This window comes from Bradyrhizobium diazoefficiens (assembly GCF_016616235.1).
GTDB lineage: Bacteria > Pseudomonadota > Alphaproteobacteria > Rhizobiales > Xanthobacteraceae > Bradyrhizobium > Bradyrhizobium diazoefficiens_H.
In genome coordinates this window covers 1386921-1400429 of the sequence record NZ_CP067100.1, presented here as the reverse complement: position 1 = coordinate 1400429, position 13509 = coordinate 1386921, and the positions used below count along the sequence as shown (strand labels likewise).

The window sequence follows — 13509 nt, the reverse complement described above, 5'->3', positions numbered from 1 at the left end:
CTAGTCCTCCCGCGGCGTCAGGTCACGCTTGCCGTGATAGCCGCGCTTGGGACGGCGCGGCGGGCCGTAGCCACTGGCCTCGGCCTCGTTGCGCTCGCGCGCCTCGTCGCTGCCGGTGCGCTGCACCAGCACGCGGCGGCCCTTGCGGTCAGCGATCACGCCACGCTTGCTGGCAGGCTTCTTCTCGCGCGGTGCGCCGTCGTCGCCGGCTGAAGCGGGTTTCTGCGGCACGTCGAACTGGGCGCCCGACTTCTCGATCACCTTGTCGCCGAGCTGCTCGCGCAGCACGCGCGAGCGGACCTCCTCGACCTGGCCCTCGGGGACCTCGCCGAGCTGGAACGGGCCGTAGGAGACGCGGATCAGCCGGTTCACCTCGAGGCCGAGATGGGCGCAAACGTTGCGCACCTCGCGGTTCTTGCCTTCGCGGATCGCGAACACCAGCCAGACATTGGCACCCTGGTCGCGCTCCAGCGTGGCCTCGATCGGACCATATTTGACGCCTTCGATCTCGATGCCGTTCTTGAGCTGGTCGAGCTGCGCCTGGGTGACGTCGCCATGGGCGCGAACGCGGTAGCGGCGCAGCCAGCCGGTGTCGGGCAGCTCCAGCGTGCGCGCGAGCCCGCCATCATTGGTGAGCAGTAGCAGCCCTTCCGTGTTGAAGTCGAGCCGGCCGATCGAGATCAGGCGCGGCAAGCCCTCGGGCAGATTGTCGAACACGGTCGGACGCCCCTCGGGGTCGTCATGCGTCGTCATCAGCCCGCGCGGCTTGTGATAGAGGAACAGCCGGGTGCGCTCGCGCGGCGGCAACGGCTTGCCGTCGACGGCGACCACGTCGTTCTGGGTGACGTCGAGGGCGGGCGAGTTGATGACGCGGCCGTTGACGGTGACGCGGCCCTGCGTGACCATCTCCTCGGCATCGCGGCGCGAGGCAAGCCCTGCACGCGCGAGCACCCTGGCGATGCGCTCGCCGACCTTCTTCGGCTTCGGTGCTTCGTCCCGGCGCGGCCGGCCCTCGAAATCACGGTCGCGCTCGCGATAGGCGCCGCGGCCGCCGAAGGCGGGGCGCCGTTCGAAGATCCGGCTATCGTCCTCGTTCTCGCGGCGCGGACGATCGCCGAAGCGACCTTCGCTGCGCGGATGTTCGTGCCAGTCAGAGCGACCTTCGGAGCGCTCGCGCGGACGATTGAATTTGGGGCGATCACCACCGCGTTCGCCACGCTCGCCATCGTTGTCGCGACGAGCCCGATCGAATTTGGGCCGCTCGCGGAACGGACGATCACCCGAGCCGCGATCATCGCGCTTCTGCCAAGGCTTGTCGGTGCCGCGGTCGCGGCCGCCGAAATCCTTGCGTGGCCCGCGATCCGGTGCCCCCCGCGAAAACTTTCGCTCGCCGTCGAACTTGCGCTCCGGGCGGTCACCACGTGGCGCGCGATCACCGCGATCGAAATTCGGACGGTCTCCGCGCGGTTTGAAGCTGCGCTCGCCACGATCCTCGCGCGGCCCGCGATCGCGGTCCCCGCCGCGCGAAAACTTCCGCTCGCCCTCGAACTTGCGTTCGGGCCGGTCGCCGCGCGGCGCATAAGGCCGCTTGTCGCCGAACTTCCGCTCGCTGGAGCGGCCGGCGGGGCGGGACTCGTCGCGATCCCGGCTGCGCGGCGGGCGGTCGTCGCGACCATGGGACGGACGCTCGCCGCGCGGCTTGAACGGCCGCTTCTCGCCATCGCGCGCTCCGCGGTCGGAGAACGGACGGTCGCCCCGCGGCTTGAAACTGCGCTCGCCGCGGCCCTCGCTGCCGCGATCATCGCGCTTGAAGCGCGGACGGTCGGAAAAATCGCGGCGCGGGGCATCGCCCTCCTCGCGGCGGCGGAACGGACGGTCGCCACGATCGGCGCGAGGCGGTCGGCTGTCGCGGTCACCCCTCCCCTCGCCCTTGCCCTCAAAACCGCGCTTGGCGAATTTCTTCTCGGGACCGCGCGGCTTGCCGGAGCGGCCGCCCTTCGATGGTCCCTTGGGCGGGCCTCGCCGGCCGCGGGAATCGTTGTCTTTGTCGCTGTCGCGAGGCATGAATAATCTCACTCAGGGGGTAGCCGGAAAGCATTGTGCGCGCTCGTTCCGAGCCGCATGCTCAGGCAAAATCGGTCTTCACTCTTGCTGAAGGCGGAGCTAGTAGCAGGTTTCTGGCGATGATACGAGACTTGAAAGCCCCCTCCTTCATGGATTTGGCGCTCAAAACGGCCGAAAACGCCGGAAAGGCGGGCGAAGTTCCGATCGGATGCGTGGTGGTCCGCAATTACGAGGTCATCGCCACCGCCGCCAACCGGACGTTGACGGACTATGACCCCACCGGGCATGCCGAAATCATTGCACTGCGCGAGGCCGCCAAGAAAATCGGCAGCGAGCGCCTCGTCGACTGCGACCTCTACGTGACGCTGGAGCCCTGCACCATGTGTGCGGGCGCGATCTCGTTTGCAAGGGTGAGGCGGCTCTATTACGGCGCCGCCGACCCCAAGGGCGGCGCGGTCGAGTCCGGCGTGCGGTTCTTTACCTCGCCGACCTGCCATCATGCGCCGGATGTCTATTCCGGCGTCGGCGAGAGCGAGGCGGCGCGGCTGCTCAAGGAGTTCTTTCGCGAGCGGCGCTAGCTGCCTGCGAAGAACTCGCGCAGCGCGTTCGCGGTCACCTCGGGGTTTTCCTCCGTCAGGAAGTGCCCCGACTCCACCGGCATGCCGTCGACGTTGGTCGCCCATTGCTTCCAGGTGTCGAGCGGCGTCGCGGCGGCCTGCGCGATGCCGGCATTGCCCCACAGCGCCAGCATCGGGATCGTGATCTTCTTGCCGGCCTCGAAATCGGCCTTGTCGAGGTCGTAGTCGAAATAGGCGCCGGCGCGGTAGTCCTCGCACATCGCGTGCACGCGGGCGGGATCGCGGAACGGGGCGATGTAGTGCTCGAGCGCGGGCGGATCGATCGCGTCCAGCGTCTTCGACCTGGTCTGGCTCGCCATCTTGAAGCGCAGGAAGAACTCGCCATTGCCGGAGATCAGCGTCTCCGGCAGCGGGTAGGGCTGCGCCAGGAAGGTCCAGTGATAGATCTTCAGCGCGTAGGCGCGGTTCATCCGCTCCCAGTAATTATAGGTCGGCAGGATATCGAGCACGGCGAGCTTCGACAGCCGGCCGGGATGGTCGAGCGCCAACCGATACGACACGCGGCCGCCGCGGTCGTGACCGGCCAGCGCGAAGTGGACGTGGCCGAGCCGCTCCATCGCCTCGACCATGGCTTTCGCCATCGCGCGCTTGCTGTAGGGCATATGCAGCGCATCGCTCGCGGGCATGTCGGACCAGCCATAGCCCGGCAGGTCGGCGATGATCAGCGTGAAGGCGTCGGCGAGCTCGGGCGCGACGCGGTGCCACATCACGTTCGTCTCGGAGAAGCCGTGCAGCAGCAACAGCGGCGGCCCGCTGCCGCCGACGCGGGCGAAGATGCGGCCGAGGGAGGTGTTGATCCATTCGGAGGCGAAGCCGGGATAGAGGTCGGCGAGATCGGACATCTTGTTGCATCCTTGTCAGGGTCAGCCCGGAACTGCTCTCAACAAAATGTCGAAAACAACCCCATGCACAGTAGCGGTATTATCAGCGGGGCCGCTAACCCCAACAGTTGATTGCGCATTTCTGGAATGTCGAGACGGCGCCCACATCGAGATTCCGGTTCGGCACGCTGCACGCGCCGTCCCCCAATGACGAGCTAGATCTTGGCCTTCTCGGCTTCCACCGCCTGCCAGCCGATGTCGCGGCGGCAGAAGCCGTCGCGCCAATTGATGCGGTCGACGGCCTGATAGGCGCGCGCCTGCGCCTCGGTCACGGTGGCCCCCAGCGCGCAGACATTGAGCACGCGGCCGCCATTGGCAAGGATCGCGCCGTCCTTGGCCACCGTGCCGGCGTGGAAGATCTCGACGGTCTCGACCTCCGCGGCGTGATCGAGCCCCTCGATACGCGTGCCCTTCTGATAGTCGCCGGGATAGCCCTTCGCCGCCATCACCACCGTCAGCGCAGACTCCGGATACCAGCGAAGGTCAAAGTTCTTCAGCTGGCCATCGCAGGCGGCGAGGAACGCCGGCACGATGTCCGACATCATGCGCAGCATCAGCACTTGGCACTCGGGATCGCCGAAGCGGACGTTGTACTCGAACAGCTTTGGGCCCTGCGTCGTCAGCATGATGCCGGCATAGAGGATGCCGCGGAACGGCGTGCCGCGCTGCTTCATGCCCGATACCGTCGGCAGGATGATCCTGGCCATGATCGCGTCGTGGATCGCCGGCGTCACCAGCGGCGTCGGCGAATAGGCGCCCATGCCGCCGGTGTTCGGGCCGACGTCGTGGTCGAACACGCGCTTGTGGTCCTGCGCGGACGCCAGCGGAATGGCGGTCTCGCCGTCGCACAGCGCGAAGAAGCTGATCTCGCGGCCGGGCAGAAATTCCTCGATCACGACCTCCGTGCCGGCTTCGCCGAAGGCGCCCTCGAACATCATGGCGATGGCGTCCTCGGCCTCGCGCACGGATTTGGCGACGACGACGCCCTTGCCGGCGGCGAGCCCGTCGGCCTTCACCACGATCGGCGCGCCCTGGCTCTGGACATAGGCGCGCGCATCGGCGGCGTTGGTGAAGCGCCTGTAGGCGCCGGTCGGAATGCCGAATTCGGTGCACAGCGCCTTGGTGAATCCCTTCGAGCTTTCGAGCTGCGCGGCCGCCTTGCTCGGGCCGAACGCCTTGATGCCGGCCGCGGTGAGATCGTCGACGATGCCGGCCGCCAGCGGCGTCTCCGGGCCGACCACGACGAGCTCGACCGCATTGGTCTTGCAGAAGTCGATCACGGCGGCATGGTCGGCGATGTCGAGCGCGACACATTCCGCCTCGCGCGCGATCCCGGCATTGCCGGGCGCGCACCAGAATTTGGTCACCAGGGGGGAGGCTGCGATCTTCCACGCCAGAGCATGTTCGCGGCCGCCAGAACCAAGCAGGAGAATGTGCATCGAAGGCTCGAAAATGAGGGGTTTTGCCGGGGCGGAGGTCGCACGAATCGGGGTGGGGCTCAAGGGGGCGGCCCCGAACTCCCCGTCATTCCCCAAGGCAATCGCCTATGGCGCGCACGATGCTGCGGCATTGGCAGTCGGCTCCCTCTCCCGCTTGCGAGAGCTTTGCTTAATTGGATGTGCGGAGGTAGTTCCCGCTGCCGGGCTTTTTTTGCGCAGCGTCTGACGGCGCACGGCATGGAACGGTTGCGTTTTGGTGGCGACGGATGGCTTCGGGCGACGACGGTCATGCTGCAGCTCCCACAGCAGACAGCACCGCCCATCGTTTGAGATTCATGGCGAGGCAGATCAGGCGCAGATGGGTCTGGTTGCGCGCCAGGCCCAGATAGCGGGCGCGCGCCCAGCGGTAGCCGCCCTTGAGGCGGGCGAAGACCTGCTCGACCGGCGCGCGCCGCTTTCCCACAGCGTCGTTGAAGCGCTTCTGCCGCTCGGTCAGCGGATGATGCTTGTTGGGGCGGAACATCAGCCGCGGCTTGATGCCTCGCGCACGAAGGCCGCTGCGGCGCGCTCGTGCTTGTCATAGGCCTGGTCGGCATACACCGCCTTCTCATCACCGCAGATCAACTCGTCGGCGGGCACCGTGTCGTTGACCGCAGCATCGGTCAGCTTGCTGCGGCGGATGATCGCCGAGCCCTGGTCGATGCCCACATGTGCCTTGTAGCCGCCGAAGTATCGTTTGCCGCCCTTCTTGGTCCAGCGCGCGTCAGGATCGCGCTTGCTGTTGACCAGTTTGCTCGGCGCCAGACCGTCCGGGCCGGGCGGTTGCGGATCCTCTGGCGGCTTCGGCGGCTTCACCGCCGCCGGGATCAGGCTCGCGTCGATCAACGTGCCCCGGCGCAGCACCAGCCCGCGCGCGTCGATCTGATGCAGGATCTCGGCGAACAGCTTCTCGTCCAGACCGGCCTGCTGCAAAGTCTCACGGAAGCGCCAGATCGTCGTATGGTCGGGTGTCTCGTCGCTCAGCACAAAGCCGCAGAAATCGCGGAACGAGGCGCGGTCATCGAGTGCTTCTTCGAGTTCCGGATCGGACAGCCCATACCATTGCTGCAGCAGCAGCGCCTTGAACATGACCAGCCGCGGATAGGGCGGCGAGCCACGCTCCGGCTCCGGAAGGCCGCGCAGCACGCGCTCCACAGCCGCCCAGTCGACCAGCTCGGAAATCCGCCTCAGCACCGGGCTTCCTTTTCCTCGCCGCGATACCAGCGCATCCGCGAAGCCCGGTTGCCCAACCTGTCGATATGCCATTCCGAGCCCCCTCCGAACTTCGGCCCTAGAGAATCGCAGATTCGCCCTTTATGCAAAGCTCTCGCTTGCGGGAGAGGCGGAGCCAGCCCCAAACCATCTTCGTGGAATCCATATGCGATTGCCCTGCCGTCATTCCGGGGCGCGCCCGCATCGCAACGGCTCCGGCTCAGCGGCGGAGCCATCCAAGAGCGTTGGCGCGCAAGGAGAGCAGCCAATTCCAAAGGCGCGCGAACCACGGCAGCGTGAGGAGTTTTGGGCGGACGATCCTGAACAGTCTTTCGACCAGAAACAGGCTACATGCGTAGGCGCAAACGATGACGGCGGTGCCGGTGATCCAATGCCCTTCACCCGCAATCGCGACGGCACCGAGCTTCAAGGGCTCGACGATACTGGCCGGGACGAGAAGCAGCACCAGGGACTGGTAAGGCCCCAATCCCTCGATGTGGCGACGTAGCCGCGATGGCTGATGCAACGAGGGCTGCGACATCCGACTATCGCCCTAGCCTCTTCTCCACCTTCTTCCTGACGTTGCCGACTTTTCTGACCGCCTTCTTGACGGCCGAGGCCGATCGTCCCGCTTTCCTGGCCTCATATCGGACCTCGTAGTCTTGCCCGCCGGCGACGCGGCTGCGGTCCTGCTTGCGCCCGCGGACGGTCTGTTTCTTTGCCTTCTTGGCCATGAGACGCCTCCTCATGGCGCAACGCAGGAATAAGTCGCCCGGTTCCGGGAGCCGTTCCCGCTTGATGAACGCGCGATGCGAGATGCGCCGCTCGCGGCGAGAGGCGAATTGGAACGGACCGATGGCGGATGGCTTGATGGCTCAAAGGAGTGCCATCATGAAGATCTCCCGTTTTGCCCTCGTCATGGCCGTTATCATTCCCTGCTCCGCGTTCGCTCAAGGCGGCGGTGGCGGTGGAGGCGGAGGTGGCGGCGGAGCTGGTGGTGGAGGCGCAGGCGGAGCATCATCTTCTGCCGGCGGCGCGGCAGGCGCAGCCTCCTCGTCAGGGACAGCGGGTGCAGCCGCAACATCTCCATCCGGTTCAGTCGGGACCGGTGCTGCAGGGACCGGTGCTGCAGGGACTGGCGCAAATGCGAACGCGACGACGGCTCCTAACCTCAACAACGGATCGGCCACGGGAAACGTTGCGGGCGGCAACCTCAACAGCCCCTCGCCCGCCCAGTCAGGTGCAAATCGTCCAACAGGCAACGGCAATGGCCTGACAACGGGAGCAGCGCCCGGCACGAACACGGCCGGCACGGCAGCCCCATCGGGTTCGCCCGGAAACGCGCAGGGCGCGGCCCCTGCGGGCGGCATCGGCAGGCCGATGACGACGGACGAAAAGGGCAGTGACGATAAGATCGATCAAGAGAACAACCGCGCCGATAGAATCGTGGGGAAGATTTGCAAAAACTGCTGAATTGCACCCTGTGCATCGTTTTCGTCGCAGCGCTTGCGTTGAATGAGTCTGCCGAGGCCAGACACCACAGGCAGCATACGCATCCCGTCGCTGCAGCGGCAGGCGAGCCCAATTCCACGAAGCCTGCCGTGGATCCGCCTCGCGATCCCGCCGACATAGCCATGGAAAAGAAGATCAAGAGCATCTGCCGCGGCTGCTAAGCGCAATGGCTTCGGCCGAGGAGCTGCCGCGAGCAAAGGAAATCGCGAAACTGGTTTAGTGCCCACCGTAATTCCGGGCCGACCAGGACCAACTCGACCGCGTTATTTTTGCAGAAATCGATCACCGCTGCATCGTCGGCGACATCGAGCCAAGCATCCGCCTCGCGCGCGATGCCGGCATTGCCGGGCGCGCACCAGAATTTGGTCCCCCGGGGAGAGGCCGCGATCTTCCACGCCAGGGCATGTTCGCGGCCGCCGGAACCGAGGAGGAGAATGTGCATCGAGGGCTCAGAATGAGGGGTTTTGCTGGGGGCGGAGGTCGCACGAATCGGGGGGGCTCAAGGTGGGCTGGGGGCCCGTATCCCTTGGGCGCATGTAAGCTGATGTTTCCACAGTGTGGCGGCGTTCAATGTTAAGCGATGCCTTGATTAGGTCTGATCGACAATGACAAGGCTCATCCCGTTGGAGCGCATCGAATTTTTCAAGAAATAGATGCGGCTCCGACGCTTTGACCGCGAGGGTCTTCGCCCCCATTCCATTTAAGCATTGTGAACTGCTCACAAAACCTGGGCTTGAGTTCACGTTCGTGGCATGTTCACCAGCAACCTAAAATATTCTGTAAGGCCTTTACTGCTTTTGGCGAGCGGGCGCGTTCCGAGCTGATTTTCGAGCGGCGCCAAACGCACGTCAACTGAAACAAGATATCAGGAATGTCATGCCAGACGACGGGTGGAATAAAGACGAAGTGCTGCGGCGCAAGCTTCATGAACGCTACATCTTGTTCATCTTACTGAGCATCCTCATCGGCGTTCTAACGGTGAAGTGGTCCGACGTTCCTAAGCTCACCGATTATCTGGGGTTCGCTCTGACGTTGGCTTCACTGTTGCTGGCTGTCCTGGCGATTGGCTACGCAATTTATTCCAACCAAGGATTAGAGACGAACTTGGCGTCGTTGGTCTCGTCAATCTCTGACGTCAAGGCAATCGCGTCGACTTTATCTGCATCGTCAACGGCCCTCTCCAGTGACCTGCGTAATCTGTCCGAAAGAACTGGCGGCATCGATCAACGTTTGAGCGAGATGGCAGAGGCTGCACGCAACCAAGATCAAAAAAACCAGACCGTGACGCCAACTGACGGCAAGAGCGCGCCAATCGCGCCAAGTTTTGATTTAAGACGATTCGCAGCTGAAACGTCTACGAGCGGCAGGTGGGTTCTGTTCTGCCTTGCAGTGGCATATTTGAACAACAAAGCGATCAACATGCGTGAGTTGCTTCATCGAACAGAAAAGAATGTTGATTATTCGCACGGATTTTTAATCGCAGTATCATCCGCAAACATTTACGAGGGAAATTCCGAGTTATCGAATTTGACTGTGGACGACTTCAGAGGGGTCGCGAAAGAGTTTCTTTCAGACTTGGTCTCGCTGACAATGACCTCTGCGGACGTTCGAAAATAAGGAACATGCGCGAGATGACCACAGCGGACATGGGGCGGATTAGGACCTACTTGGAAGATCAAGGATTCGATCATTTTGGTTCACTTGATGACTACCCCCGATTGCCCCTCAAGCAGGTCGCAGACCCGGAAGATCAAATTTAATGGATTAAGGCGACAGTGCACCACGCTCCAAAGCCGAACTCATTAGCTGACATGGTTCAGTACACTGTCACCATATTCCTATCGCCCCCTCGTCGGGCAGGCTGCCGACAACCGGCGGACACGAATGGAGAGTGACCGCATGGGACGCCATGGCTGAGGTGTACCTTGCGGATTACCCTAGCGTGGATCGCTGGATGTCCGCATTGAGGGGTTCGTCGAAGAGACTAAGCGGCGCTGTCGCCCGATCATCGACAGAACCTATGCCGAGCCGAATCGAAGCGTTGGTGGTGGTGCAAGAAGCCTGCATAATTACCGTTAGGTTTTGAATCATGATTACGGTGCACTAAGTTCCAGAGCCAATGCATCAGCTGTCACCGTAATCTCCTTTGTAGCTCCACATCTAACGGACTCAGCCATGCTTGAGAACGAACCTTTGGTTTTCCCTGCTCGCCAACGGTACGTGATGGACCCCGGTATCTCCAATCGCCAGCTTTGGGCAATTGGGATGGTAGTAGTGCAGTGGTCCCACGCCGAATGGTACATTGATATGAACACCCATCACCTGATGAATCAGGACAAGGACCTCCTTGAGCAATACAGGAAAATTAGAGGTTTCAAGCAGAGCCTCGCATTCTGGGTGACACTGATAGAACTAAAGACACACGATCCATATCGCGCCTACATGCTCGGTCTTGTGCCCAGAATACAGAACCTAAATACGCAGAGAGATGAGGTTATTCATCGCCTCTGGGGCGGCGGAATGGAACGCCACTCGCCCAGCGCCGCGGGGCTAGAAACCACTGACGCCGGTCTGCTTCCCAATCCGGGAGAAAATCGAAAGACTAACGTTCGCGATGGCCTTATTCCGTTTACTTGGCACGCCACCTTCGATCGCTTGCGACGGCTAGCGACAGAAATCGCCGAACTAAACCGCGATCTGCTGCAATCAATGCTGTTTGATTCCGCGCCGCACGGCTACGTAGACATCGATGGCCAGGTCAGGCCGCGAACGCGCTGAATCGTCTTCCGACGCTCTTTCCAATCAACGTAATTGACTTCGCCCGCAGCAGTCAACGCTTCCGGGATATTGCGGTAGTGCACTAATTCCGAAGTTCTGCCCATCATTCCGGGGCGCGCCAGCGCGAGCCCGGAATCCATTGAACCGCAGTGTTGGTGGAACGATGGATTCCGGGCTCGTCGCTTCGCGACGCCGCGGAATGATGACGGAAAGAGCACGCGCCGGTTGACAATAGGGGGAGCGGCGGGAGTGAGGCCTACACCTGCCTCCCCGCAATAATCTCCTGCAACGTCGCGACGTGCCGCGCGAACGCCCCGCGCCCCGCGGCCGTAGCCCTCACCGTCGTCTGCGGCTTCTTGCCCACGAACGCCTTCTCCACCGAGACATAGCCAGCCTTCGCCAGCGTCTCGATATGCGCGCCGAGATTGCCGTCGGTGGCGCCGGTGAGCTTCTTCAGCCGCGCGAATTCCAGCCCGACCTCTGCGGGCAGCGCGTTCAGCGCCGCCATGATCTTGAGCCGCAGCGGCTGGTGGATGATGTCGTCGAGCTCGGCCAATGCTAGCTCCGCCGCATCCAGAGGCCGCCGACGGTCAGACCGCCGCCATTGACGGCTGCCATCCACAACAGCAGCGATATCCCCGGGACATAGAAATAGCCGATCAGCGTCAGCGTAATGATGGTCGCGCCGATCACGAGGAAGGCGTGGCCGAACCAGACGCCGGCCATCATGTAGAACAGCATGATGTAGATCGGCCAGAATGCGGTTTGCTGGCGCGGCGTGAACTGGCCGAAATAGCAGCAGAAGATTCCGAACGCGACGATCAGCAGAAACGTCAGGAGATAGCGGCCGTCGAAGACGCGGATGCGGTTCCGCGACCGATGATAGCTGCCGATGAGGACGAAGCCCACGATCGAGGCGGCGTAAAGGCCGATCCATAAATAGAGGCCGTAGCGCGGCCAGAGCCAGCCTGCGATGTTGCCGACGAATGCGAGGAGCCCCCACATCAGCATGGCGAGGCTGGAGACCTGGTAAATCAACGACTGCCGCACGCGGCGAACGGTGTCGTCGATGTCGGCCAGCGCTTCCGAAGCCTGCTTGCTGTCGATCATGTCGTCCCTTTCAGTTCGGCATCGTGCGGCGGAACGCCGGCCAGCCGCCGCTTGCGCGCAACCGCGAAAGCGCGAATGACGGTGTAACTGATCAGGAACATCGCGGCCTTGCTGGCGAGGCCGTAGATCGACATCGTCGCCGACCAGGCCCCGAAGTCGACATTGAGCGCCACGATCACGTTCAGCGCGGCGGAACAGAACATCAAAGCCGACCAAGCGTACCCGACCATGACGGCGATATCCGGCACCAGCTCGACCGCAATCGGCGGCAGATAACGGTTCAGCCAGCCCCGCTTCAGCATCACGACGCCGACGATGACGTAGACGACACTCGGCTTGATCATCAGGAAGCGCGGATCGGCGGTGATCAGCGTGACGGTGCCGGCCCCGAGCACCAGAAGCAGGCTCATCCATTGCATGGTATCGACCGGCTTGCGACGCGCGAACTGCCAGCCGATCTGGGCGACGCCCAGCATCATGCCAAGCACGACCGACAGGGTCACATTGTGCGTCAGCAGATAGAGCGCGAGAAAGAACAGCGTCGCCGCCATGTCGAGCAGCAGCAGTTTTCCGGCCTCGAGCAGATTTTTCAACGGAGCCCCCGCGGTTTGCCGCCAATGGGTCGCATCATGGTCAGCTCCCCGCGGCGCCGCGCGTCGCCACGTCCTCGGCGATAGTGGAGACCGCTTTCGGATGGGTGACCATGCCCATGTGGTTGACACCGTCGATCACCTTCACATCGACCGAGGATTTGATCGCCTGCACGGTCTCCGCATATTTGTCCGAGATCATCATCTTGTCCTCGGCGCCGCCGAAGATCGTCATCGGATGCGTCACGAGCGGCAGGTCGAGGCGATAGCCGCGCGTCGCAAAGTTGCGCATGAGACGATCGGAATAGGTCGGCACCAGGATCCGCTCCGAATTCGGCGGCACGGCGAAGGCCAGCACCGGCAGCTGCGCGCAGCAGTCGATGCCGAGCTTGCGCAATGCGGCCAGCGCGAAGAAGCGCGGCAGGTCGGCGTTGGCCCAGCCGCCGGCTTTCGGCCTGTTGGTCGGCGCGTCGTAGCCGAGATAGGGCGCGACCAGCACGGTGCGGACGAACAGGTCCTGCATGATCGGCGTCGCCGCGACGCGCAGCGAGAAGCCGGCGCCGGCGGAATGGCCGATCAGGGTCAGCGGCAGGTCGGGCGCGCTCTTGCGGACATGGGCGACGAAGTCGACGAGATCGTCCTCGAGCTGGCCGACATAGCCGATGTCGCCGCGCGTGCCCGAGGCGCCGTGGCCGCGGATGTCGAGCGCCCAGGTTTCGACGCCGCGCGAAGCGATCGCATGGGTCAGCGCGTGGTTGACGGTGCCGGAGGAGCCCGACGAGCCATGGATGAAGATGGCCCCGCCCCCGCTGGCAGCGCCGTTGGAGCCGTTTCCGTTCCGATGGGATCGGAACGGGGCTCCAGATTCTTGTTTTGACGCGTTTTCTTCACGCGAACCGGTTTCCACTTCGCTTGAAAACGCTCTGGCAGCGTAGTGGCGATAGCCGAGCCAAGTGCCGTCGCGGGCCTGGAAACGCTCGAGCGGCGGAAGCGTGGACCAGTCGATGCCCTTGGCGGAATCGGAGACGGAGCGCATCTCGGCAGGCCGCTCCAGCGGCGTCGCGATCAGGGCGGTCAGCAGCAGCGCCACTGCGCCGAGCGCAGCCAGCCCCCATTTCAGCAAGCTCAGAGCACCTCGCAGCAACCGCACGGCCATGACCGACTCCGCTAAAAACTCACGATCAATAGAGAACTCTATAGTGCAGAGTACTCTTTCGATCAATCCCCGGATTGGCGCCGGGCTGCG

Annotated in this window: 12 protein-coding genes and 2 pseudogenes; 3 read left to right on the top strand and 11 right to left on the bottom strand. The window is 63.4% G+C overall.

All coding sequences use genetic code 11. From position 1 onward, the window contains the following. The gene (locus JJB99_RS06615) at positions 1-2064 is read right to left on the bottom strand and encodes a pseudouridine synthase (RefSeq protein ID WP_200498011.1); all 2064 of its coding nucleotides are present in this window, start codon (positions 2062-2064) and stop codon (positions 1-3) included. Between the two features lie 119 nt (positions 2065-2183). Here JJB99_RS06615 and JJB99_RS06610 point away from each other — a divergent pair, with 119 nt between their 5' ends. Further along, the gene (locus JJB99_RS06610; RefSeq protein ID WP_200498010.1) at positions 2184-2642 is read left to right on the top strand and encodes a nucleoside deaminase; all 459 of its coding nucleotides are present in this window, start codon (positions 2184-2186) and stop codon (positions 2640-2642) included. Here JJB99_RS06610 and JJB99_RS06605 read toward each other — a convergent pair. The 6 genes and pseudogenes from JJB99_RS06605 to JJB99_RS06580 all read right to left on the bottom strand — a co-directional run. After that, a complete protein-coding gene (locus JJB99_RS06605; protein WP_200498009.1) occupies positions 2639-3544 on the bottom strand; it encodes an alpha/beta fold hydrolase in 906 nt (301 codons plus the stop codon). The genes JJB99_RS06610 and JJB99_RS06605 overlap by 4 nt on opposite strands. Before the next feature lie 194 nt (positions 3545-3738). After that, positions 3739-5022: a phosphoribosylamine--glycine ligase gene (purD, locus tag JJB99_RS06600; protein WP_200498008.1), complete on the bottom strand. Its 1284-nt coding sequence runs from the start codon at positions 5020-5022 to the stop codon at positions 3739-3741. Positions 5023-5308: 286 nt separating this feature from the next. Then, positions 5309-6327: pseudogene (locus JJB99_RS06595) on the bottom strand (IS5 family transposase). A 166-nt stretch (positions 6328-6493) separates the two neighbouring features. Continuing rightward, positions 6494-6814: a hypothetical protein gene (locus JJB99_RS06590; RefSeq protein WP_246775152.1), complete on the bottom strand. Its 321-nt coding sequence runs from the start codon at positions 6812-6814 to the stop codon at positions 6494-6496. 4 nt (positions 6815-6818) lie between these two features. Next, positions 6819-7007, bottom strand: a complete 189-nt coding sequence (locus JJB99_RS06585; RefSeq protein ID WP_200498007.1) for a DUF3606 domain-containing protein — start codon at positions 7005-7007, stop codon at positions 6819-6821. Positions 7008-8017: 1010 nt separating this feature from the next. Further along, positions 8018-8227: pseudogene (locus tag JJB99_RS06580) on the bottom strand (phosphoribosylamine--glycine ligase); the annotation flags it as partial. A 434-nt stretch (positions 8228-8661) separates the two neighbouring features. On the opposite strand from JJB99_RS06580, the gene JJB99_RS06575 reads away from it, so the two are divergent. After that, positions 8662-9402 (top strand): hypothetical protein, encoded by a 741-nt coding sequence (locus tag JJB99_RS06575; protein WP_200498006.1) that lies wholly within the window; start codon positions 8662-8664, stop codon positions 9400-9402. Positions 9403-9960: 558 nt separating this feature from the next. Beyond that, positions 9961-10563: a hypothetical protein gene (locus JJB99_RS06570; RefSeq protein WP_200498005.1), complete on the top strand. Its 603-nt coding sequence runs from the start codon at positions 9961-9963 to the stop codon at positions 10561-10563. Between the two features lie 256 nt (positions 10564-10819). On the opposite strand, the gene JJB99_RS06565 is transcribed toward JJB99_RS06570, so the two are convergent. The 4 genes from JJB99_RS06565 to JJB99_RS06550 are packed head-to-tail and all read right to left on the bottom strand — an operon-like array spanning position 10820 to position 13419. After that, positions 10820-11119: a winged helix-turn-helix domain-containing protein gene (locus tag JJB99_RS06565; RefSeq protein WP_200498004.1), complete on the bottom strand. Its 300-nt coding sequence runs from the start codon at positions 11117-11119 to the stop codon at positions 10820-10822. 2 nt (positions 11120-11121) lie between these two features. Beyond that, positions 11122-11673, bottom strand: coding sequence for a hypothetical protein (locus tag JJB99_RS06560; protein ID WP_200498003.1), 552 nt, complete (start codon positions 11671-11673; stop codon positions 11122-11124). Further along, on the bottom strand, positions 11670-12266 hold the full coding sequence (locus JJB99_RS06555; RefSeq protein ID WP_200498002.1) for a septation protein IspZ: 597 nt from the start codon (positions 12264-12266) through the stop codon (positions 11670-11672). Before JJB99_RS06555 ends, JJB99_RS06560 begins: the two co-directional genes overlap by 4 nt. Before the next feature lie 40 nt (positions 12267-12306). Beyond that, positions 12307-13419: an alpha/beta hydrolase gene (locus JJB99_RS06550; RefSeq protein ID WP_200498001.1), complete on the bottom strand. Its 1113-nt coding sequence runs from the start codon at positions 13417-13419 to the stop codon at positions 12307-12309. Positions 13420-13509: the final 90 nt, after the last annotated feature.